At 66.8% G+C, this 21,163-nt stretch carries 24 protein-coding genes; 15 read left to right on the forward strand and 9 right to left on the reverse strand.

Translation table 11 applies throughout. The features are described 5' to 3' along the window. The 6 genes from ACCC94_RS03710 to ACCC94_RS03735 form a co-directional block, all read left to right on the forward strand. On the forward strand, window positions 1–804 hold an 804-nt coding region (locus tag ACCC94_RS03710; RefSeq protein ID WP_413348080.1), incomplete at its 5' end, for a threonine-phosphate decarboxylase. 29 nt (window positions 805–833) lie between these two features. After that, the gene (locus ACCC94_RS03715; protein WP_413348132.1) at window positions 834–2,273 is read left to right on the forward strand and encodes a cobyric acid synthase; all 1,440 of its coding nucleotides are present in this window, start codon (window positions 834–836) and stop codon (window positions 2,271–2,273) included. A gap of 195 nt (window positions 2,274–2,468) precedes the next feature. Further along, entirely contained in the window at window positions 2,469–2,990 is a 522-nt protein-coding gene (gene cobU / locus ACCC94_RS03720) for a bifunctional adenosylcobinamide kinase/adenosylcobinamide-phosphate guanylyltransferase (RefSeq protein WP_413348081.1), read from the forward strand. Further along, entirely contained in the window at window positions 2,987–4,042 is a 1,056-nt protein-coding gene (gene cobT / locus ACCC94_RS03725) for a nicotinate-nucleotide--dimethylbenzimidazole phosphoribosyltransferase (RefSeq protein WP_413348082.1), read from the forward strand. The genes cobU and cobT overlap by 4 nt, the downstream gene beginning before the upstream one ends. After that, entirely contained in the window at window positions 4,039–4,626 is a 588-nt protein-coding gene (gene cobC / locus ACCC94_RS03730; protein ID WP_413348083.1) for an alpha-ribazole phosphatase family protein, read from the forward strand. The genes cobT and cobC overlap by 4 nt, the downstream gene beginning before the upstream one ends. Window positions 4,627–4,712: 86 nt before the next feature. Further along, a complete protein-coding gene (locus ACCC94_RS03735) occupies window positions 4,713–5,435 on the forward strand; it encodes an adenosylcobinamide-GDP ribazoletransferase (RefSeq protein ID WP_413348133.1) in 723 nt (240 codons plus the stop codon). A 230-nt stretch (window positions 5,436–5,665) separates the two neighbouring features. Here the strand turns inward: ACCC94_RS03735 and ACCC94_RS03740 are convergent, their stop codons facing one another. Continuing rightward, complete coding sequence (locus ACCC94_RS03740; RefSeq protein WP_413348084.1) at window positions 5,666–7,486, reverse strand: acyl-CoA dehydrogenase C-terminal domain-containing protein; 1,821 nt, start codon at window positions 7,484–7,486, stop codon at window positions 5,666–5,668. 174 nt (window positions 7,487–7,660) lie between these two features. Between ACCC94_RS03740 and ACCC94_RS03745 the strand changes: the two genes are divergently transcribed. The 5 genes from ACCC94_RS03745 (at window position 7,661) to ACCC94_RS03765 (ending at window position 11,242) form a co-directional block, all read left to right on the forward strand. After that, window positions 7,661–8,077 carry a MarR family winged helix-turn-helix transcriptional regulator gene (locus ACCC94_RS03745; RefSeq protein ID WP_413348085.1) on the forward strand — a complete coding sequence of 139 codons (417 nt, stop codon included), beginning with the start codon at window positions 7,661–7,663 and terminating at the stop codon, window positions 8,075–8,077. Window positions 8,078–8,151: 74 nt separating this feature from the next. Beyond that, on the forward strand, window positions 8,152–9,345 hold the full coding sequence (locus ACCC94_RS03750) for an MFS transporter (RefSeq protein ID WP_413348134.1): 1,194 nt from the start codon (window positions 8,152–8,154) through the stop codon (window positions 9,343–9,345). Further along, window positions 9,342–9,464, forward strand: a complete 123-nt coding sequence (locus ACCC94_RS03755; protein ID WP_413348138.1) for a hypothetical protein — start codon at window positions 9,342–9,344, stop codon at window positions 9,462–9,464. The genes ACCC94_RS03750 and ACCC94_RS03755 overlap by 4 nt, the downstream gene beginning before the upstream one ends. Window positions 9,465–9,512: 48 nt before the next feature. Further along, window positions 9,513–10,070, forward strand: coding sequence for a glutathione peroxidase (locus tag ACCC94_RS03760; RefSeq protein WP_413348086.1), 558 nt, complete (start codon window positions 9,513–9,515; stop codon window positions 10,068–10,070). Between the two features lie 245 nt (window positions 10,071–10,315). Further along, window positions 10,316–11,242, forward strand: coding sequence for a DUF2167 domain-containing protein (locus ACCC94_RS03765; RefSeq protein ID WP_413348087.1), 927 nt, complete (start codon window positions 10,316–10,318; stop codon window positions 11,240–11,242). 231 nt (window positions 11,243–11,473) lie between these two features. On the opposite strand, the gene ACCC94_RS03770 is transcribed toward ACCC94_RS03765, so the two are convergent. The 3 genes from ACCC94_RS03770 to purM are packed head-to-tail and all read right to left on the reverse strand — an operon-like array spanning window position 11,474 to window position 13,912. After that, the gene (locus ACCC94_RS03770) at window positions 11,474–12,190 is read right to left on the reverse strand and encodes a DUF3108 domain-containing protein (protein ID WP_413348088.1); all 717 of its coding nucleotides are present in this window, start codon (window positions 12,188–12,190) and stop codon (window positions 11,474–11,476) included. A gap of 10 nt (window positions 12,191–12,200) precedes the next feature. Further along, window positions 12,201–12,851, reverse strand: a complete 651-nt coding sequence (gene purN, locus ACCC94_RS03775; protein WP_413348089.1) for a phosphoribosylglycinamide formyltransferase — start codon at window positions 12,849–12,851, stop codon at window positions 12,201–12,203. After that, window positions 12,851–13,912, reverse strand: coding sequence for a phosphoribosylformylglycinamidine cyclo-ligase (purM, locus tag ACCC94_RS03780; RefSeq protein WP_413348090.1), 1,062 nt, complete (start codon window positions 13,910–13,912; stop codon window positions 12,851–12,853). Before purM ends, purN begins: the two co-directional genes overlap by 1 nt. A gap of 214 nt (window positions 13,913–14,126) precedes the next feature. On the opposite strand from purM, the gene ACCC94_RS03785 reads away from it, so the two are divergent. Beyond that, the gene (locus tag ACCC94_RS03785; RefSeq protein WP_413348091.1) at window positions 14,127–15,167 is read left to right on the forward strand and encodes a DUF2066 domain-containing protein; all 1,041 of its coding nucleotides are present in this window, start codon (window positions 14,127–14,129) and stop codon (window positions 15,165–15,167) included. Window positions 15,168–15,312: 145 nt separating this feature from the next. Then, window positions 15,313–16,017 carry a DnaA regulatory inactivator Hda gene (hda, locus tag ACCC94_RS03790; RefSeq protein ID WP_026079383.1) on the forward strand — a complete coding sequence of 235 codons (705 nt, stop codon included), beginning with the start codon at window positions 15,313–15,315 and terminating at the stop codon, window positions 16,015–16,017. Between the two features lie 31 nt (window positions 16,018–16,048). Here the strand turns inward: hda and ACCC94_RS03795 are convergent, their stop codons facing one another. Genes ACCC94_RS03795 through arsC form a run of 3 tightly spaced genes read right to left on the reverse strand, consistent with a single transcriptional unit; the run spans window position 16,049 to window position 17,445 of the window. After that, window positions 16,049–16,498, reverse strand: coding sequence for a DUF2069 domain-containing protein (locus ACCC94_RS03795; RefSeq protein WP_413348092.1), 450 nt, complete (start codon window positions 16,496–16,498; stop codon window positions 16,049–16,051). Further along, window positions 16,499–17,095, reverse strand: coding sequence for an NAD(P)H:quinone oxidoreductase (gene wrbA / locus ACCC94_RS03800; protein ID WP_081520141.1), 597 nt, complete (start codon window positions 17,093–17,095; stop codon window positions 16,499–16,501). After that, the gene (gene arsC / locus ACCC94_RS03805) at window positions 17,092–17,445 is read right to left on the reverse strand and encodes an arsenate reductase (glutaredoxin) (RefSeq protein ID WP_413348093.1); all 354 of its coding nucleotides are present in this window, start codon (window positions 17,443–17,445) and stop codon (window positions 17,092–17,094) included. Before arsC ends, wrbA begins: the two co-directional genes overlap by 4 nt. 125 nt (window positions 17,446–17,570) lie before the next feature. Between arsC and ACCC94_RS03810 the strand changes: the two genes are divergently transcribed. Together ACCC94_RS03810 and ACCC94_RS03815 are read left to right on the forward strand one after the other, a co-directional pair. Beyond that, window positions 17,571–18,800: a YihY family inner membrane protein gene (locus tag ACCC94_RS03810; RefSeq protein WP_413348094.1), complete on the forward strand. Its 1,230-nt coding sequence runs from the start codon at window positions 17,571–17,573 to the stop codon at window positions 18,798–18,800. A 168-nt stretch (window positions 18,801–18,968) separates the two neighbouring features. Beyond that, the gene (locus ACCC94_RS03815; RefSeq protein ID WP_413348095.1) at window positions 18,969–19,163 is read left to right on the forward strand and encodes a hypothetical protein; all 195 of its coding nucleotides are present in this window, start codon (window positions 18,969–18,971) and stop codon (window positions 19,161–19,163) included. A 4-nt stretch (window positions 19,164–19,167) separates the two neighbouring features. Here ACCC94_RS03815 and ACCC94_RS03820 read toward each other — a convergent pair whose 3' ends face one another. Then, window positions 19,168–19,563 (reverse strand): hypothetical protein, encoded by a 396-nt coding sequence (locus ACCC94_RS03820; protein ID WP_413348096.1) that lies wholly within the window; start codon window positions 19,561–19,563, stop codon window positions 19,168–19,170. A 185-nt stretch (window positions 19,564–19,748) separates the two neighbouring features. Beyond that, window positions 19,749–21,158, reverse strand: a complete 1,410-nt coding sequence (locus ACCC94_RS03825; protein ID WP_413348097.1) for a PilZ domain-containing protein — start codon at window positions 21,156–21,158, stop codon at window positions 19,749–19,751. Between the last annotated feature and the right edge of the window lie 5 nt (window positions 21,159–21,163).

Below are 21,163 nucleotides of genomic sequence, written 5' to 3' on the forward strand. Positions count from 1 at the left end.
CTGCTGCCGCTGCCCGGCAGCCAGGCGGCGATCCAGCTGCTGCCGCGTTTGCGCCGGCCCGGCAAGGTCGGCGTGGTCTCGCCCTGTTACGCCGAGCACGCCGAGTCCTGGCGCGCCGCCGGACATATCCTGCGCGAGGTCAGCGACCAGGAAGTCCCTCATCACCTGGAGCGCTTCGACGTGCTGGTGGTGGTCAACCCGAACAACCCCACCGGCCGGCGCATCGAGGCCGGCGTGCTGCTTGAATGGCATGCGCGCCTGCAGGAGCGCGGCGGCTGGCTGGTAGTGGACGAAGCCTTCATGGACTGCACGCCCGAGCACAGCCTGGCGCCGAGCTGCGCAAGCCGTCCGGGGCTGATCGTGTTGCGTTCCTTCGGCAAGTTCTTTGGCCTGGCCGGAGCCCGCCTGGGCTTTGCTTTTGCCGAACCGCGCCTGCTGGAAAGCCTGGCGAAACTGCTTGGGCCCTGGGCGGTGAACGGCCCCACGCGCTGGGTCGCGCAGGCGGTGCTGGGCGAGTTCCAGGAACAGATCCAGCGCCGCCGCGACCTGCATGAGGCCAGCCGGCGCCTGGCCGGGCTGCTCGGCGAGCAGGGTTTCGCCCCGCAGGGCGGCACGGCGCTGTTCCAGTGGGTGGTATCCATGCGCGCCCACGCCCTGCGCGATCACCTGGCGCGCCAGGGTATTCTCGTGCGTCTGTTCGAGACGCCCGGCAGCCTGCGCTTCGGCCTGCCGCCGGACGAGAAGGGCTGGGAGCGCCTGGAGCATGGCTTGCGCACCTTCAACCAGATGGAGAGCCTGCGGTGACATCGCCAAGCGCGCGCAGCGCGACTCTGATGGTGCAGGGCACCACCTCGGATGCCGGCAAGAGCACGCTGGTGACCGCGTTGTGTCGCTGGCTGCGCCGGCAGGGCGTGGCCGTGGCGCCGTTCAAGCCGCAGAACATGGCGCTCAACAGTGCGGTGACCGCGGACGGCGGCGAGATTGGCCGCGCCCAGGCGGTTCAGGCGCAGGCCTGCCACCTGGCGCCGCACACCGACATGAACCCGGTGCTGCTCAAGCCCAACAGCGACACCGGCGCCCAGGTGATCATCCATGGCCGCGCGGTGACCAGCATGAACGCCGTGGCCTACCACGACTACAAGCGCGTGGCGATGCAGGCGGTGCTCGAGTCGCACCAGCGCCTGAGTACGCAGTTCCCGGTGGTGATGGTGGAAGGCGCGGGGTCGCCGGCGGAGATCAACCTGCGCGCCAACGACATCGCCAACATGGGCTTCGCCGAGGCGGTGGACTGCCCGGTGATCCTCATCGCCGACATCGACCGCGGCGGCGTGTTCGCCCATCTGGTCGGGACCCTGGAATTGCTCAGCGAGAGCGAGCGGGCGCGGGTGAAGGGCTTCGTCATCAATCGCTTCCGCGGTGATATCGCGCTGCTGCAGAACGGCCTCGACTGGCTGGAAGAACGCACCGGCGTGCCGGTGATCGGCGTGCTGCCGTACCTGATGGACTTCCACCTGGAAGCCGAGGACGCCATCGACACCCGCCAGGCGACCAAGGCCGGCGAGCGCCTGCGGGTGGTGGTGCCGGTGCTGCCACGCATCAGCAATCACACCGACTTCGACCCGCTGCGCCTGCACCCACAGGTGGAGCTGACCTTCGTCGGCCCCGGCCAGCCGATCCCGCCGGCGGACCTGATCATTCTGCCCGGCTCCAAGAGCGTACGGCCGGACCTGGCCTTCCTCCGCGCCCAGGGCTGGGAAGAGGCGATCCGTCGTCACCTGCGCTATGGCGGCAAACTGCTGGGTATCTGCGGCGGCTTGCAGATGCTCGGCCGCACCCTCGCCGATCCGCACGGGCTGGAAGGTACGGCGGGGGAGAGCGACGGCCTCGGCCTGCTGGATCTGCGCACCGTGCTGGAGCCGCAGAAGCAACTGCGCAATGTCAGCGGCCAGTTGGCGCTGGAAGACGCCCCAGTGAGTGGCTACGAGATTCATGCCGGCGTCACCGAGGGCACGGCGCTGGCGACGCCTGCCGTGCGCCTGAGCGATGGCCGCAGCGACGGCGCTCTGAGCGCCGACGGCCAGGTGATGGGGACCTATCTGCACGGGCTGTTCGAGTCCAACGCCTCCAGCTCGGCGCTGCTGCGCTGGGCCGGGCTGCGCGAGGTGCAGAGCATCGATTACCAGGCCCTGCGCGAGCGCGACATCGAGCGCCTGGCCGAGCAGGTCGAGGCGCACCTGGACACGGCAAAACTGAGGCGGTTGTGCGGGCTGTAGGGCGGATAACGGCTTGCCGTTATCCGCCGTTTCGGCGCGATGTGATTTCGGCGGATAACGCTTGGGGCGTTATGCGCCCTACGCCTGCTTTTCGTAGGAGCGAGCTTGCTCGCGAACCGCACGACACCGACGTGGCCGGCAAAAATGTTCGCGAGCAAGCTCGCTCCTACAGGTCATGGTTTGCGCGGAGAACCCATGCTTGAACTGATCCTCGGCGGCGCCCGTTCGGGCAAGAGTCGCCTGGCCGAGCGCCTGGCGCTGGAAAGCGGCCTGCCGGTCACCTACGTCGCCACGGCCCAGGCCGGCGATGGCGAGATGTCCACGCGCATCCTCCAGCACCGCGAGCGCCGCCCCGGACACTGGGGCCTGGTGGAAGAGCCGCTGGCCCTGGCCGAGGCGCTGGAACGCCTGGCGGCGCCGCAGCAGTGCGTGCTGGTGGACTGCCTGACCCTGTGGGTCACCAACCTGTTGATCCATGAAGACGGCTGGCGCCTGCGCGGCGAGATCGATGCGCTGCTGGAAACGCTGCCGCAACTGCCCGGACGAATCATTCTGGTCAGCAACGAAACCGGACTGGGCGTGGTGCCGATGGGCGAGCTCAGCCGCCGCTATGTCGACGAGGCCGGCTGGCTGCACCAGTCCCTGGCCGAGGCCAGCGAGCGCGTGGTGTTCACCGTCGCCGGCCTGCCCATGGTGTTGAAGGGGGAAGCGTTATGAGTCTGCAATGGTGGTTGCAAGGTACCCAGCCGATCGACCGCGTGGCGCAGGACAAGGCCGCCGCGCGCCAGGACCAGTTGACCAAGCCGCGTGGCGCGCTGGGCCGGCTGGAAGAGGAAACCATCCGTCTCGCCGGTCTGCAGGGGCGCGAGCGGCCGGGCCTGGAGCACATCTGGATCGCCCTGTTCGCCGGTGACCACGGGGTGGTCGCCGAAGGCGTGTCGGCCTACCCGCAGTCGGTCACGGTCGAGATGCTGCGCAACTTCGTGCGCGGCGGTGCGGCGATCAGTGTGCTGGCCCGCGATCTCGACGCGCGCCTGGAAGTGATCGACCTCGGTACTGCCACGCCGCTGGAGCCCTTGCCGGGTGTGCTGCATGTGATGGTCGGCGCCGGCACCGCGAACTTTGCCAGGGAACCCGCGATGACCGCGGCCCAGTGCCTGATCGCACTGGAAGCCGGCCGTGAATCCGTGCGACGCGCCCAGCAGGCCGGCGCGGAGCTGTTCATCGGCGGCGAGATGGGCATCGGCAATACCAGCTCGGCGGCGGCGCTGGCCTGTGCGCTGCTGGATGAGCCGGCGCAGGCTCTGGTCGGCCCCGGCACAGGTCTGGACGCACAAGGCGTGGCGCGCAAGGTCGAGGTGATCGGCCGCGCGCTGGCGCTGCACCGCGCCCATTGCGACGAGCCTTTCGAGGCGCTGTGCCGTGTCGGCGGCTTCGAGATCGCCGCGCTGGTGGGCGCCTATCTCGCCTGCGCGCAGAAGGGTATCGCGGTTTTGGTGGACGGTTTCATCTGCACCACCGCCGCGCTGTGCGCGACGCACCTGAATCCCGGCTGCCGCGAGTGGCTGCTGTTCGCCCACGCTGGTGCCGAGCCGGGGCACAACCGCGTGCTCGCCGCGCTCGACGCGCAGCCGCTGCTTGATCTCGGCCTGCGCCTGGGTGAGGGCAGCGGCGCGGCGCTGGCCGTGCCGCTGCTGCGTCAGGCGTGCCGGTTGCATAGCGGCATGGCGACCTTCGCCGAGGCCGCGGTGTCGGATCGCCCGGCATGACGCTGCGCCTGGAGCTGCTGCGCCACGGCGAGACCGAACTGGGCGGTGGCTTTCGCGGGCGCCTGGACGATGCGCTGACCGAAACCGGCTGGACGCAGATGCGCGGCGCGCTGGGGGATGGGTGTCGCTGGTCGGCGCTGGTCAGCTCGCCATTGCAGCGTTGCGCGGCTTTCGCCAAGGAGTTGGCGGCGCGCCACGACTTGCCGCTGGGCTTCGAACCGGGCCTGCAGGAGCTGGACTTCGGCCAGTGGGAAGGCCTTTCGCCAGCTAAGCTGATGGAGACGGACGCCCTGGCGCTGGAGCGCTTCTGGAACGACCCTTATGCCTTCCCGCCACCCGGTGGCGAGGCCATGGGCGACTTCGAATTCCGTGTCTTCGCAGCGCTGGAGCGCCTCTACCAGACCCATGCCGGATCGTCCGTGCTGGTCGTTACCCACGGCGGAGTGATGCGCCTGCTCGGCGCGCTGGCCAGCGGCCTGCCGGCAAGGCGTCTGCTGGAAGTGGTGGTGGCCCATGGCGAATGCATGGCACTGGACGTGACCCGCGACGGCGACGGCTGGCGCATCCACAAGGCAGGCAACTGATGACGCACCCGGACCGCGAGCAAGAGGCAGCCGAGCCCGCCGAGCAGAGCGGGGCGGACGCGCACGCCGGCCATCTCAGCGACTGGCTGCTGCCGCTGGTGGCGCTGCAGTTCCTCACTCGACTGCCGGTGCGCCTGGGGCATATGCCGACGCCGGAACAGTTCGGTCGCGCCACGCTGTACTACCCGCTGGTGGGCCTGCTGATCGGTGCGGTGCTGTTCGCCATGGGCGAATTGCTCAGCGGCGTGCACCTGTTGCTGCAGGCGGCGCTGATCCTGCTGGTGTGGGTGGCCTTCAGCGGAGGCCTGCACCTCGACGGTCTCGCCGATACCGCGGACGCCTGGATCGGCGGGCTGGGAGATCGCGAGCGCACCCTGGCGATCATGAAGGACCCGCGCTGCGGCCCGGCGGCAGTGGTCGCGCTGGTGCTTTTGTTGCTGCTGAAGTTCGCGGCGATCACCGCCATCCTCGGCAATCACCAGCACTGGGGTTTGCTGTTGGCGCCGTGGCTGGGGCGCTGCGCGCTGCCGCTGCTGTTCTTCACCACCGACTATGCGCGCAAGGGCGGGCTGGGGCAGGCGCTGGCCGACCATCTGCCACGCAGCGCGCTGCCGTGGATGCTGGCGGCCAACGCGGCGCTGATGGTGCTGGCGGGCCTGACCGGCCTGCTGGCGCTGGTGGTTGCGCTGGTGGTGTTCGTCTGGCTGCGCAGCCGCTTCATCGCCCGCCTGGGCGGCACCACCGGGGACACCGCCGGGGCAATGCTCGAAGTGATCGAGTGCGTGGTGCTGGTGGCACTGGCGCTCTGATCCGACGCGGTTGCCACTGGCCCGGCCTGGACATCTTTGTAGGATGGTGTGGAGCGCAGCGATACCCATCAATGTTCATGTACCGGCAGCATGGGTATCGCAAGCTCCACCCATCCTACGTTCCCGGCATCCCACATCTGTAGGAGCGAGCTTGCTCGCGAACATTTTCCCCGGCGGCACTGGTGTCGTGCGGTTCGCGAGCAAGCTCGCTCCTACAAATAGCGCATGCATCAATCGAAGGCGAAATGCTCCGTCTTCAGCCCCATGATCGACCGCACCGGCTTCGCCATCGCTGCCGCGTGCCCCTTGGCGCGCGGCAGCATTCGGGCGAAGTAGAAGTCGCTGGTGGCGATCTTGGCCTTGTAGAAATCGCTGGATTCGCTGCCGCCCTGGCGCAGGCGCTTGCACGCGGCGGCTTCCTGCAGGGCCCAGGAATACGCCAGCGCGGCATAGCCGGAGAACATCAGATAGTCGTGGCTGGCGGTGCTCACCAGGTCGCGCTGCTTGCGGGCGGTCAGGGCAATGCGCATCGTCAGCAGGTTCCACTGCGCGCAGAGTTTCAGCAGCGTCAGCGCCCGGCCGCGCATGGCCGGCTCCTGCTTGAGCAGCTCCACGGCGAACTTCGCTACCTGCCGGGTGAAGTCGCGCACGGCCTTGCCCTGGGTCATCAGCAGCACCTTGCGGCCGAGCAGGTCCAGCGCTTGGATGCCGGTGGTGCCTTCATAGAGCGTGGCGATCCGCGCGTCGCGGACGATCTGCTCCATGCCGTGTTCCTTGATGTAGCCGTGGCCGCCGAACACCTGCATGCCCAGGTTGGCACTCTCCAGCCCCAACTCGGTCAGGCAGCCCTTGAGGATCGGGGTCAGGAAGCCGAGCTTGTCGTCCCAGCGGTCGTACTCGGCGTTGTCGTTGGTCAGCAGGCCCTGGATCATCTTGTCGGCGTACTGGGTGGCCAGGTAGATCAGCGCGCGGCCGCCCTCGGCCACGGCCTTCTGGGTCAGCAGCATGCGGCGCACGTCGCCGTGGTGCATCAGGCTGTCGGCGATCTCGCCCGGCTCCTTGGCGCCGGACAGGGCGCGCATCGAGCGGCGCTCGCGGGCATAGGCGAGCGCACCCTGATAGGCCAGTTCGGCGGTGGCGACGCCCTGGATGGCGGTACCGATGCGCGCGCTGTTCATGAAGGTGAACATGCATTCCAGGCCCTTGTTTGGCTCGCCGATCAGGTAGCCGGTGGCGCCGTCGAAGTTCATCACGCAGGTGGCCGACGCCTTGATGCCCATCTTCTTTTCCAGCGCGCCGCAGGTCACGCCGTTGCGCGGGCCGAGCGAGCCAGCCTCCCCGGGGAGGAATTTGGGGACGATGAACAGCGAGATGCCGCGCGTGCCCTTGGGCGCATTGGGCAGGCGCGCGAGGACGATATGCACGATGTTCTCGGTGAGATCGTGCTCGCCGGAGGAGATGAATATCTTGGTGCCGGTGATCGCATAGCTGCCGTCGGCGTTGCTTTCGGCGCGGGTCTTCACCTGGCCCAGGTCGGTGCCGCATTGCGGCTCGGTCAGGCACATGGTGCCGCCCCAGCGCCCTTCGGTGAGCGGGGTGAGGTAGGTGCGTTTCTGCTCCTCGGTGCCGTGCTGCATCACAGTGTTCATCGCACCCAGCGACAGGCCTGGGTACATCGAGAACGGCCAGTTGGCGGTGCCGAGCATTTCCTGCTTGAGCGCGCCCAGGCTCATCGGCAGGCCCTGGCCGCCATATTCCACCGGGTGCGACAGGCCCTGCCAGCCGCCAGCGACATAGGCGTCGTAGGCTTCCTTGAAGCCAGCAGGCGTGCGTACTTCGCCGTTCTCCAGGTGGCAGCCTTCCTCGTCGCCGCTGTGGTAGAGCGGGGCGATCACTTCCTCGCAGAGCTTCGCGCATTCGCCGAGGATGGCGTCGACCATGTCCGGCGTGGCTTCGCCGCCATTGACCAGGTTCTGGTAGTGGCCGGGGAAGTCGAAGACTTCGTTGAGCAGGAAGCGGGTGTCGCGCAGCGGAGCTTTGTAGACGGGCATCGGGGACCTCGGAGCGTGATGCGCCCCGTCGAAAGCGCGGGGCTGGATGGCCGCAGTTATACGGCTGGCTCCGCGCGATGCCCTTGGCTGCGCCAACGCCAGGCACTGGCAGATGGGACAATCGGTCGCGCCGGCCATTGACCGATCCCGATATGCGGGTATATACACGTATCCATGCTGACCACCCAATGCCTCTGCACCAAGCTGCGCCGCTCGGCCCGCGCCGTGACCCGCGTCTACGACGACGCCCTGAAGGGCGTCGGGCTCACCACTGCGCAGTTTTCCCTGCTGCGGCACCTGTCGCGGCTGGAGCAGCCGAGCATTTCCGACCTGGCTGAGGCCATGGGCCTGGACCGCAGCACGCTGGGGCGCAACCTCAAGCCGCTGGAGGCCGATGGCCTGGTGAAGCTGGAGGAGGGTGAGGACCTGCGCAACCGTATCGTGGTGCTGACGCCGACCGGGCTCGAGCGCATCGTGCGCGGACGCGATGCCTGGGACGCCGCGCAGCAGGATGTGGCGGCGCACCTGGGCGATGAAAAGCGCCGTCAGCTGGAAGCCTTGCTGGATGAACTGGCCGCGCTGGAGAGCTAGCGGCGGCCTGCGTGCTGGTTAGAAGAACGAACAAAAGCGGGTATATACCCGTGTAGGAGCAATCAATGTCGAAGCTGTCGCGTACGGGGTTCTGGATACTGGTATCCGGCGCCCTGATCCTCGCCCTGTCCCTGGGCATCCGCCATGGCTTCGGCCTGTTCCTCGCGCCGATGAGTGCCGAGTTCGGCTGGGGGCGCGAGACCTTCGCCTTCGCCATCGCTCTGCAGAACCTGATCTGGGGCATCGCCCAGCCGTTCACCGGCGCCATCGCCGACCGCTTCGGCGCCATGCGCACCGTGCTGGTGGGCGGCATCCTCTACGCCGTCGGCCTGGTACTGATGGGCTATTCCGACTCGGCCTTCAGCCTGTCGATGAGCGCCGGCCTGCTGATCGGCGTCGGCCTCTCGGGCACCTCATTCTCGGTGATCCTCGGTGCCGTGGGCCGCGCGGTGCCGCTGGAGCGCCGCAGCATGGCCATGGGCATCTCGGCGGCCGCCGGCTCCTTCGGCCAGTTCGCCATGCTGCCGGGCACCCTCGGGTTGATCGGCTGGCTGGGCTGGTCCGCCGCGCTGCTGGCGCTGGGATTGCTGGTGGCCTTCATCGTGCCGCTGGCGGCGCTGATGCGCGACAAGCCGCTCCCCATGCAAGGCCATGAACAGACCCTCGGCGAGGCGCTGCGCGAGGCCGCTGGGCATTCCGGCTTCTGGCTGCTGTCGCTGGGCTTCTTCGTCTGTGGCTTCCAGGTGGTGTTCATCGGCGTGCACCTGCCGGCCTACCTGGTGGACCGCCACCTGCCCGCCACCGTCGGCACCACGGTGTTGGCGCTGGTCGGCCTGTTCAACGTGTTCGGCACCTACATCGCCGGCTGGCTCGGCGGGCGGATGAGCAAGCCCAAGCTGCTCACCGGCCTGTACCTGCTGCGCGGCGTGGTCATCATCACCTTCCTCTGGGCGCCGCTGACCGTGTGGACTGCCTACCTGTTCGGCATCGCCATGGGGCTGCTCTGGCTGTCCACCGTGCCGCTCACCAACGGCACGGTCGCGACCCTGTTCGGTGTGCGCAACCTGTCGATGCTCGGCGGCATCACCTTCCTGTTCCACCAGATCGGCGCCTTCCTCGGTGGCTGGCTGGGAGGCTACGTGTACGACCACACCGGCAACTACGACCTGGTCTGGCAGATTTCCATCCTCCTCAGCCTGCTCGCCGGCCTGCTCAACTGGCCGGTGCGCGAGCGCCCGGTCGCGCGCCCGGCACTGGGGGCGGCGTGAAGCGCCCACTGATGACCGCGCTGGTGCTGGGCCTCGGCCTGGCGCTGGCCGGTCTCGCCTGGTGGGGCTGGCAGCGCGGCGGGCTGGCGCTGATGCAACTGGGCATGGGCAGTTGCTGATGCCCGGCGCGCGGGGTAGCGTGGCCTGATCACCGGAGGATTCCCACGATGCGCCCACGTCTTTCCCTGCTCGCCCTGACCTTGCTGCTGCCCCTTGCTGCGCAGGCCGCCGACTGCCCGGCGCTGCTCAAGACCCAGGGCGAGCTGCCCAAGCTGCGCTCCAAGGATGTGCTCGACCTGTGCGAGCTGTACGCCGGTAAACCGTTGGTGGTGGTGAACACCGCCAGCCACTGCGGCTTCACTCCGCAGTTCAAGGGCCTCGAGGCCGTCTACCAGAAGTACAAGGGGCAGGGCCTGGAAGTACTCGGCGTGCCCTCTGATGATTTCAAGCAGGAAGACGCCGACGCCGCCGAGACCGCGAAGGTCTGCTACGGCAACTACGGCGTCACCTTCAACATGACCTCGGTACAGCACGTCAGCGGCGACGAGGCGATCCCGCTGTTCAAGGACCTCGCGCAGCAGGCCGACCAGGTGCCGCGCTGGAACTTCTTCAAGTACGTGGTCGACCGCCAGGGCAAGGTGGTGGCGCAGTTTTCCAGCCTGACCAAACCGGACGATCCGCAACTGCAGGCCGCCATCGAGAAGGCCATCGCCAGCCAGCCCTGACGCGCCGTTTTTCTTTTTTTCGTAGGAGCGAGCTTGCCCGCGAACAGCTCCCCGTAAACATCTGCATCAAGCGGTTCGCGAGCAAGCTCGCTCCTACACCCGGTGCACGCCGGTTTTTTTGTGCGCGCGCGCCGGAGGTGTAGAAATTTCCTGTTACAGGTCCGGCTCGGAGTGCGACAATTCGGGCCCCACGGCATAGTAAGTGGCCGCGGATATCATGGATTCGATTCAGGAGATTCACTTCTATGGATGGCAAAGCCCTCTTCCTTGTCGCCCTGCTTGCCCAGGCCGTTGCTGGCCCGGCGTTCGCCGCACCTGCCACCTCCAGCCAGAGCGAAGCCCCCGCGGCTGCCGCTGCCGCCACCGAGTCGGACGAGGAGATGTCGCCCGAGACCTTCGTCGCCAGCCTGCACTTCCAGAAGGGCAAGGTGGTGGTCGGCGACAACCTCGCGACCTTCGACCTGCCAGACGACTTCGTCTTCCTCGATGGCAAGGATGCCGAGCGCGTCCTCGAGGCGTGGGGCAACCCGCCCTCCGATCCTCCGCTGGGCATGCTGATGCCGGCCGGTGTGTCGCCTTTCGATGCCGAGTCCTGGGCGGTGACCGTGCAGTACGAGGAGAGTGGCTACGTTTCCGACGAGGACGCGGCGAAGATCGACTACGCCGAGATGCTCAAGGACATGCAGGACGACCTCAAGGAAGCCAACCCGCAGCGCGAGCAGCAGGGCTTCGAGTCGATCCAGCTGATCGGCTGGGCGGCGCCGCCGCACTATGATGCCGCCGAGAAGAAGCTCTACTGGGCCAAGGAGCTGCAGTTCGGCGACGCCAAGGAACACACGCTGAACTACAACATCCGCGCGCTGGGCCGCAAAGGCGTGCTGGTGCTGAACTTCGTCGCCGGCATGGAGCAGTTGCCGGAAATCGAGAAGAACGTCGGCAAGGTGCTGGCGATGACCGAGTTCAACCCGGGCAGCCGCTATGTGGACTTCAACCCCAGCGTCGACAAGGTCGCCGCCTACGGGCTGGGTGCGCTGATCGCCGGCAAGGTCGCCGCCAAGGTCGGGCTGTTCGCGACCCTGCTGGTCCTGCTGAAGAAACTGTGGATCGTTCCGGCTCTGGCCATCGGCTGGATCGCCCGCCGCTTCAAGCGCAAGCCGTCGAGCGAAGGCTGATTCGCTGGCCTGATTCAGATGCACAAAAAAGGCCGGGCGATTGCCCGGCTTTTTAATGTCTGCTTCGCCCGATGCGCCGAACCTGTAGGAGCGAGCTTGCTCGCGAATCGCTTGACGCTGACGTGGCCGGGAGCGGTGTTCGCGAGCAAGCTCGCTCCTACAAAAAGCGCACCCTGGTGAGCAGCCAATAAAAAGCCGGGCAGATGCCCGGCTTTTTCGTTCGCTGAAGGATCAGCCTTTCTCGCCCTGGACGGTCCTGCCGCCCACGGTGCCTTCCTTGAGCATGATCTGGTATTCCTTGCCGTCGGACTCCTGCTGGTACAGGCGCACGAGGAGGAAGTCCCAATCCTTGGCGAACCAGAGGATGGTCTTGCGGTTGCTCTTGGTGGGGTCGCGCACGCGCTCCACCTTGATCGCGGTGATCAGGCCGGCCTGGGTGCGGACCTTTTCCTCGCCGAGCACGCGGAAGTCGTAGGTATCGGTATCGGTACCCTCGATCACCTGGTAGCTCATGGCCTTCTTGCCGACGGCCACGTCATGCTGCAGTGCGAGCTGGTAGGTGGACTTGTCCAGCTGGCCCTTGTTCAGCGGCTGGCGAACCTGATCGCCGCGGTCGCTGCCCAGCACCTGCTTCTCGGCCCAGTCGAAATCGAGCTCGGTCTGCTTGTTCTTGCCCAGGCCTTCGCGGGCCCAGCGATAGGTCAGCGGCAGGTAGGTGTCGTTCTCGACCTTGAACGTGCTGTTCTCGGTGAGGCTGGCCAGCAGCATGGACGCCTTGAAATCCAGTTCCCAGCGGCCGCCGTCGCCTTGCTTGAGGCTGCGGGAGGCGGTCCCGCTGATCGGCATCTGTTTCCAGTCGGCGGTGTAGCTGGCCTCGAACGGCTTCAGCTCGAAAGCCTGCGCCGGCAAGGTCAGTACAGCCATCAGGAACAGCAGGGCTCTACGCATCACGAATCTCCTAGGTTCGGTACGAATGGCCGGATGCGGGCAGAAGCTCCCCATCCAGCGTGGCGCCATGTTCACCCAGCCTTACTCGGCCGTCGGCGAACCAGCGCATGGCCAGCGGATAGATCACATGTTCCTGCACGTGAACGCGCTGCGCCAGCGTTTCCGGCGTGTCGTCAGACTCTACCGGGATTGCCGCCTGTACGACCAGAGGACCGCCGTCAAGTTCCTCGGTGACGAAGTGCACGCTGCAGCCGTGCTCGGCATCGCCAGCCTCCAGCGCGCGCTGGTGGGTGTGCAGGCCCTTGTACTTGGGCAGCAGGGACGGATGGATGTTCAGCAGGCGACCCTGGTAGTGACGCACGAAGTCCGCGCTCAGGATGCGCATGAAGCCGGCGAGCAGCACCAGGTCTGCGTCGAAGCCGTCGATGGCCTGGATCAGCGCGGCGTCGAAGCTTTCGCGGTCGGCGTAGGACTTGTGGTCGAGGAAGCGAGTCTCGATGCCGGCCTTGCGCGCGCGCTCCAGGCCGTAAGCGTCCGCGCGGTTGGAGATCACCGCGCGGATCACTGCCGGCGTGTCACCGCCGGCGAGACTGTCGATCAGGGCTTGCAGGTTGCTGCCGGAGCCGGAAATCAGCACCACGACATTGCAAGGTGCGGACATCAGTGGCCTTTCAGGTTGTTCAGGACCACGCGCTCGGCGTCGGCGGCGCAAGCGTCGATGCGGCCGATGACCCAGGGCTGTTCGCCGGCATCACGCAGGGCCTTCAGGGAAGCCTCGACCTGATCCTGCGCAACGCAGATGACCATGCCCACGCCGCAGTTCAGCACGCGGTGCATCTCGGTCTCGTCGACGTTGCCTTGTTCCTGCAGCCAGTCGAAGACAGCCGGACGCTGCCAGCTGGCCACGTCGACCACGGCCTGGGCGTTGTCCGGCAGGACGCGCGGGATGTTGTCCAGCAGGCCGCCGCCGGTGATGTGGGCCATGGCCTTGACCGCGCCGGTCTGTTTGATCAGTTGCAGCAGCGGCTTGACGTAGATGCGCGTCGGCGCCATCAGCAGGTCGGCCAGGGGCTTGCCGTCCAGCTGGGTGGACTCGATGTCGGCGCCGGAGACTTCGATGATCTTGCGGATCAGCGAGTAGCCGTTGGAGTGCGGGCCGGAGGAGGGCAGGGCGATCAGGGAGTCGCCGGCGACCACTTTCGAGCCGTCGATGATCTCGGACTTCTCCACCACGCCGACGCAGAAGCCGGCCAGGTCGTAGTCTTCGCCTTCGTACATGCCCGGCATCTCGGCGGTCTCGCCACCGACCAGGGAGCAACCGGCCAGCTCGCAGCCGGCGCCGATGCCGGTGACCACGGTGGCGGCGACGTCGACGTTGAGCTTGCCGGTGGCGTAGTAGTCGAGGAAGAACAGCGGCTCGGCGCCGCACACGACCAGGTCGTTCACGCACATGGCGACCAGGTCCTGGCCAATGCTGTCGTGCTTGTTCAGGTTCAGCGCCAGGCGCAGCTTGGTGCCGACGCCGTCGGTGCCGGAGACCAGCACGGGTTGCTTGTAGCCGGCCGGGATTTCGCACAGAGCGCCAAAGCCACCCAGGCCGCCCATGACTTCCGGACGCGCGGTGCGCTTGGCGACGCCTTTAATGCGTTCGACCAGGGCTTCGCCGGCGTCGATGTCCACACCGGCGTCCTTGTAGCTCAACGAGGGTTGCTTGTTGCTCATAAATCCAGGCCTATAGAAGGGATGATTCGTCTTGCCGCCGGGTGCGCGGTTCGCGCTCGCCGGCCTGCGCGGGAGGCGCGGGATTTTATCAGGCTTGCCCGGCAGCGGCCATCTTGTGCTGTTGCCGCTGGCCGGACGGCTGTTTAAGGTATAGGCCTTCCTTGCCGGCCAAGCAGCACGCCGGCAACTTCGATTTCCTCCGCGAGAGCCCGCCATGCGCCTGACCGCCCGCCTGTTGATCCTCTGCCTGTCGCTGTTCAGCCTGCCATCCTTCGCTGAAACGCTGGGCAACCTGTACCAGGTGCACGAACCGGTCGCTTCGCAGCAGCCGGACGAGCGCAACGCCGGCCTGACCCGCGCCCTGCAGACCCTGGTGCTGCGCCTGACCGGCAACGCCAGCGCCGCGCAGAACCCGGCCCTGGCCGGTTACTTCAAGGACCCGCAACAACTGATCAGCCAGTACGGCTTCGAGAACGGCCCGCCCATGGCTCTGGTCGTGGACTTCGATCCCACCGCCACCGACAACGCCCTGCGCCAGGCCGGCCTGCCGGTCTGGGGCGCCAGCCGCCCGAGCGTGCTGGCCTGGTGGCTGAACGAAAGCGCTAACGGCAGCAGCCTGGTGGGCGACAGCCAGGAAGCTTCCGCCCCGCTGAATCGCGCCGCCCAGCGCCGCGGCCTGCCGCTGCGCCTGCCGATGGCCGATCTCAGCGAACAGCAGGTCGGCACCGCCGAGAACCTCAACGCCGCCCAGCCCGATGCTCTGAAAGCTGCCTCCGAGCGCTACGGCGCCGACGCTCTGCTGGCAGTGGACGCCAAGGAGGCCGACGGCAAGTGGACCGCCACCTGGCGCGTCTGGATGGGCGACAGCCGTGAACAGGGCCAGGCCCAGGGCGACACCCCGGATGCGCTGGCCGATGCCGTGATGCTGGGCGTCTCCCAGCGCCTGTCGCAGCGTTTCGTCGGTTCGGCCGGCTCGGCTTCGGCCCAGGTCCTGCAGATCGAGGGCGCTGACCTGGCCCGCTACGCCGAGGTTTCGCGGCTGCTCGAACCCATGGGCGCCAAGCTGGTTGAAGTGCAGGGCAAGAGTCTCGTTTACCGCGTGACCGCCAGCCCCGAGCAACTGCGCGCGCAACTGGCCCTGGCGCGCCTGCAGGAAGCCCCGGCGGAACCCGCGCAACCGGCGGTCGACGCCAATGGCCAACCGGTGCCGAACGCCGCCGTGCCGAAGCAGAGCACCCTGCGCTTCCATTGGTGATAAGTGGCCTGGGTGCGGGCAAAGTCCCGCTTCCAGGCGCCGGCAGCTCTGAGTCGCACGTGGTAGCTGCGTTATCCTTCTGATTTGGATAAACTTTCAGTCATCAAGGCCCACCCCAAGCGATTGACGAAACGCCCGGCCCCGCATGACTCCTATGCAGCTTCCCCTAAGCGTACGCCTGCGTGATGACGCAACGTTCGCCAACTACTACCCCGGCGCCAACGCCGCGGCGCTCGGCTACGTCGAGCGTCTGTGCGAGCCCGAGGCCGGGTGGACGGAAAGCCTGATCTATCTCTGGGGCGCCGAGGGCGTGGGTCGCAGCCATCTGCTGCAAGCGGCGTGCATTCGTTCCGAGCAACTGGGCGAGCCGTCCGTATACCTGCCCATGGCGGACCTGGTGGCCTACGGTCCGGAAATCTTCGACAACCTCGAGCAGCGCGAACTGGTCTGCCTGGACGAGATCGATGCCCTGGCCGGCAAGCGCGAGTGGGAAGAGGCATTGTTCCACCTGTTCAACCGCCTGCGCGATTCCGGCCGCAAGCTGCTGCTGTCGGCCTCGGTGTCGCCGCGAGAACTTCCGGTGAAACTGCCGGACCTGAAATCCCGCCTGACCCTCTCGCTGATCTTCCAGCTGCACCCGCTGACCGACGACGAGAAGCTGCGCGCCCTGCAGCTGCGCGCTTCGCGCCGTGGCCTGCACCTGACCGACGAAGTGGGTCGCTTCATCCTCACCCGCGGCGCGCGCAGCATGCAGTTCCTCTTCGACCTGCTGGACGAACTCGACAAGGCTTCGCTGCAGGCCCAGCGCAAGCTGACCATTCCCTTCCTCAAGGAAACCATGGGCTGGTAAGCCCCGGTTTCCCTGATTCCCGGTTCTTCGATCAGACGCTTGCGGCTTCCTGCTGCGCGTCCTGGCCTTCGCCCGCCAGCTTGCGGTCGTACTGGAAGCGCCAGCGCGTATACATCAGCGCAGAGCAGAACAGCGACACGCTGAGGATGATCTCCGCCCAGCCGAAGATGGCGTGGTTGGGATCGAAGGCGTTGAGCACGCCGAGGATGAAGTACAGGTTGATCACGTAGCACGCCCAGGCATGGCCGCGGGCGCTGCCGATCAGGATACCCGGCGCCACCACCAGCAGCGGCAGCAGCTTGAAGCCCAGGAACGCCCAAGGCACCCAGCGCGCGCCGCCGTGGGCATCGGCGAAGAGCACGTCCCAGATGACGATGAGCAGGATCAGCCCGATGAAGCTGCCGAGGGCGACCGCGCGGCTGGCGGCCAGCCGGGGTTTGAGCCATTCCATGGACGGCAGCGGTTTGTTCTTGCGGGCCATTCAGCTCTCCAGTTTGCGGGCGACTTCGGCCAGGCGCTTGCCCAGCGCGCGGCACAGGGTGATTTCGTGTTCGTCCAGGCTGCGCTTGCCGTCGGCCGTGGCGAAGTGGCTGGCGCCATAGGGCGTGCCGCCGCCGCGGGTCTCCAGCAGCGCGGGCTCGCTGTAGGGGATGCCGGTGATGATCATGCCGTGGTGCAACAGCGGCAGCATCATCGACAGCTGGGTGGTCTCCTGGCCGCCGTGCAGGCTGGCGGTGGAGGTGAAGACCGCGGCTGGCTTGCCGACCAGTCCGCCGGTCAGCCACAGGCTGCTGGTGCCGTCGAGGAAATACTTGAGCGGCGCGGCCATGTTGCCGAAGCGGGTCGGGCTGCCGAGGACGAGGCCGGAGCAATCCTTCAGGTCATCCAGGGTGGCGTAGAGCGCGCCTTCGGCCGGGATATCCGGGGCAACGGCTTCGCACTCGGTGGAAACCGCCGGCACCGTGCGCACGCGCGCTTCCAGCCCGCCCTGCTCGACGCCGCGGGCGATCTGCCGCGCCATCTCGGCGGTAGCGCCATGGCGGCTGTAGTACAGGACCAGGATATAGGGCGCGCTCAAGGCAGGATCTCCAGCACCTTCTCCGGCGGACGACCGATCACCGCCTTGTCGCCGACGATGACGATGGGACGCTCGATCAGCTTGGGATGGCTGGCCATCGCCTCGATCAACTGGTCATCGCTCAGCGCCGGGTTTGCCAGGTCGAGCTCCTTGTATTCGTCTTCGCCGGTGCGCAGCAGTTGCCGCGCGCCGATCCCCAGCTTGCCGAGCAGCGCCTTGAGGTCGGCAGCGCTGGGCGGGGTTTCCAGGTAGCGGATGATCTCCGGCTGGATGCCGCGCTCTTCGAGCAGTTCGAGGGCGCCGCGGGATTTGGAACAGCGCGGATTGTGGAAAATTGAAATCTGGCTCATGTGCCGGGACTCGCAAGGCCGATGAAGTGGCGGCTATTCTAACCGCCTCCTCGGACTGGACTGAACCGCTGTCGTTCGCCGCGATCCATGGGGACGGTTTTTTCAGTGCAGCCAAAGGACATTTCATGCACGAACGCTTGCAGGGCCTGGCCGAATTCGGCCGCTATCTGGTCCAGCGCTTCCTTGCCGACAAGGCGCCCAACAGCGCCGCGGCCCTGACCTACACCACGCTGTTCGCGGTTGTCCCGATGATGACCGTGACCTTTGCCATGCTCTCGGCGGTACCGGCCTTCGAGGGCATGGGCGAGCGCATCCAGCTGTTCGTGTTCCGCAACTTCGTGCCTTCCACTGGCGAGGCGGTCGAGGCCTACCTGCGCAACTTCACCGTCCAGGCGCGGCATCTGACCTGGCTGGGCGTGGCTTTCCTGGCGGTCACCGCCTTCACCATGCTGGTCACCATCGAAAAGGCCTTCAACGCCATCTGGCGTGTTCGCCAGCCGCGCCGGGGCGTGACCCGCTTCCTGCTGTACTGGGCGATCCTCAGCCTCGGGCCGCTGCTGCTGGGCACCGGTTTCGCCGTGTCCACCTACATCACTTCGCTGTCCCTGCTTTCCGGCCCCCATGCGTTGCCAGGCGCCGCGACGTTGCTGAAGTTCATGCCGCTGCTGTTCAGTGTCGCCGCCTTCACGCTGATCTATGCGGCTGTCCCCAACGCGCGGGTGCCGTTCCTGCACGCGCTGGCGGGTGGTGTCTTCACTTCGATCCTGTTCGAAGCGGCCAAGTCGCTGTTCGGTTTCTACGTGAGCTTCTTCCCCGGCTACAAGCTGATCTACGGCGCCTTCGCCACGGTGCCGCTGTTCCTGCTGTGGATCTATCTGTCATGGTTGATCGTCCTGTTCGGCGCGGAACTGGTCTGCAACCTGTCCTCGACGCGCCTCTGGCGGCATCGCGCCATGCCGCGCCTGCTGGTGGTCCTGGGTGTGCTGCGGGTGTTCTTCGACCGCCAGCGCCACGGCCTGCCGACGCGCCTGGCGCACCTGCACCGCGCCGGCTGGCTGCTGCCGGAGGACGAATGGGAAGAGGTGCTGGATTTCCTCGAGGGCGAGCAACTGGTCTGCCGGGCCGGCTCGACGACTGCGGCCTGGGTGCTCTGCCGCGACCTCGGCAGCTACAGCCTGCACCACCTGCTCAATCGCAGCCCCTGGCCGCTGCCGTGCCTGGAGGCCTTGCCGGCGAAGCTGGACGAGCCCTGGTATCCGGAGCTGCGGGAAACGCTGGCGCGTTACCAGGCGGATCGCCAGGAGCTTTTCGGTGACAGCCTGGCGAAATGGTTGAGGCCGTCACATTCCGAGTGACGCAAAACGTCAGTTTGCGGCGATTCTGATTCTCCGGGCCCGGCAAACCGTTTCAGAAATGCGCCATTTCTCGCTGTATCTGAATTGGCACAGTTCTGGCTATGTTCTGGCTATGAAGCGGACGGGACACAGATGTCCTGCAGAAGTTCCTCCAAGGCCAGCGAATCCATGAAAAAAGACCAGAACAACGTAGTGCACCTGCATCAGCGCGATCTGACGAGCGCCCTGGAGCGGTTGAATAGAATTACTGGTCTGCATTTCAGCAGCTGGCCCGAGTCGCTTCTGCCGTCCGTTCCGCAGGCAACTGCCGAACCCGCCGCGGCAGAGTCCTCGGACGAAAACCGGGTGCGTCAGCTGGGCTGATGCCTCAGAGGCTGGTGGCCACCGGGCGCGCTGCGCCGGCCTGCTGCTCCACCGCCTGCATGAAGATCTCCTCGGCTATCACCCGCGACAGGGGAATGGCTGCGCGCAGCTTGATCTGCGCATCCTCGATCCGCTGGGAAAACGGCAGCCTGGCCACGGCCGACAGCAGGATGCGGCTCTGCTTGTTGACGATGCCATGGTCGATGATCACTTCCCGGCTGCGCTCGCCATCGCGGTAGCTGAGCAGCAGCGTCACCGGCAGATCCGCCACGCCGGGCAGGTGCAGCCAGACCGCGACATTGAAGTCCGCCAGCCGACCTCCGTTAGCCGCATTGGCCGGCCGAGCGCTGGCGACAATGTGGCTGGGAACCTTGCTGACGAGCTGGTCTGTTGGCTGCATGGGGCTGTCCTGTCGATGGTCGCCGGCGTACTTGGCGCCAGGCGCATTCTGAAGGCCGCTGAGTTATCGGCGTGCGGGAATCGTCCCGAAAATCAGAACGAACGTTCGAATTATAAAGAGGCGAGCGCCGGGCATTCCGGGCCTACTGCCGATCTTGCCTGTGACTTCTCTCCCAAAATCGACGATCAAGCCAGGCGTAGCGGATGGCGCGCTACCAGTGGTGTGCTGAGGTTGGCGGCGGGCAGCGGCAGGATGGTCTGGTTGTCGAAGCTGGCCAGTTGAAGCCAGAGGTTCTCGCCTTCGACGAAGTTGCCCTGGGGCACCCAAAGGCCGTGGTACCAGCCATTGCCCGGCTCCGGCGTGCTCTGCAGGACGCCGGGATGACGCTGCGCGTCAGGCGCGCGGCGTAGCCAGACGGGGCGGGGAAGTCCTTTGAGGTAGCGCAGGCCCAGGTGCAGCCCTTCGCTGTTGAGATGGCGCCAGCGCACCACGGCCAGCGTAGGCGTGCCGCCGTTGCCGGGGATCAGCAGCAGCTGGCCGACCGGAAGCTGCCCAGCGTGCTGGCCGGTGCAGAGGATCCGCGCGCCGCCGGCGCTGGCGTCCATCAGCGCGGCTTCCCGGCAGGGGCTGGCGGAGCTGTCCAGCAGGTGCTGCTGGATCGCCGCAAGCCCTACCACTACCCGGCAGGTACCGTTCTGTTCTGCGCGTTCGTGGCGACGCGCCTGGTGCCCAAGCCAGTGGTGGCGCACGCGCTCCAGCAGCGCGCCTAGCTCCAGGCGGCGTAGCGGTGCGGGATCATGCAGGGCTATCAGCAGGGCGCCCAGCTCCAACCGACGCAGTTGCTCGGCGGGCGCATCGGTAGCCTGCTCGGCCGCGAGGCAAGGCTGGTCGGAGCCCAGGTCGACCACGAAGCCTTCCTGCTCTTCATCGTCCCACGGCAGCAGCCGCCCCAGCGCGGCCAGTGGCGCCAGGGCGCTGAACAGCTGCGGAGCCTCACCTTCGGTGAGGTGGAACGGGTTGCTCAGGGCCAGCAGCAGGATCTGCTGGTACAGCCCGCGCAGGGTGCCGGCGGGAACCGGGTCGAACGCGGCGGCTACCGGTTCGTCCAGGCACTCCTGGTGCTCGCCGATCCAGTACAGCAGGTGGCTGTCGCGCCAGAGGCTGCCGGGCGGCTGCTGGTACTGCTGGTAATGGCGCAGCAGCGCCTGGGCGAGGAAATGCTGGGCCATGTACAGGCACCAGGCCATGTGCGGCCGTGACGGCTTGCGCCCATGCAGGATCTGCAGCAACAGGCGCTTGAAGCCGGCGGCCATTTCGCTGCAGTAGTGCACGAAAAGTGCAGGCGGCGCCTTTTCCTGGCGGATCAGTCGTTCGTAATGCCGATATTCTTCGCTGAGGCTTTGCAGCGCGCGTTGTCTTTCCAGTAAGGTCAGCGCGCATCGGTTGAGGCGGAACAGCGCGCCCAGCGCCTTCTGCAAACCTTCCTGCAGGGGCTGCTGCCGCGATTCCTGGAGCCTGACCGCCAGATTGCTCATGGCCTCGGCATCTTCTTCGAGGATGTCCGGCACCTCCAGGCGCAGGGCATCGAGCATCATGACCA

It is taken from the genome of Pseudomonas sp. Pseusp97 (genome assembly GCF_047304025.1).
GTDB lineage: Bacteria > Pseudomonadota > Gammaproteobacteria > Pseudomonadales > Pseudomonadaceae > Pseudomonas.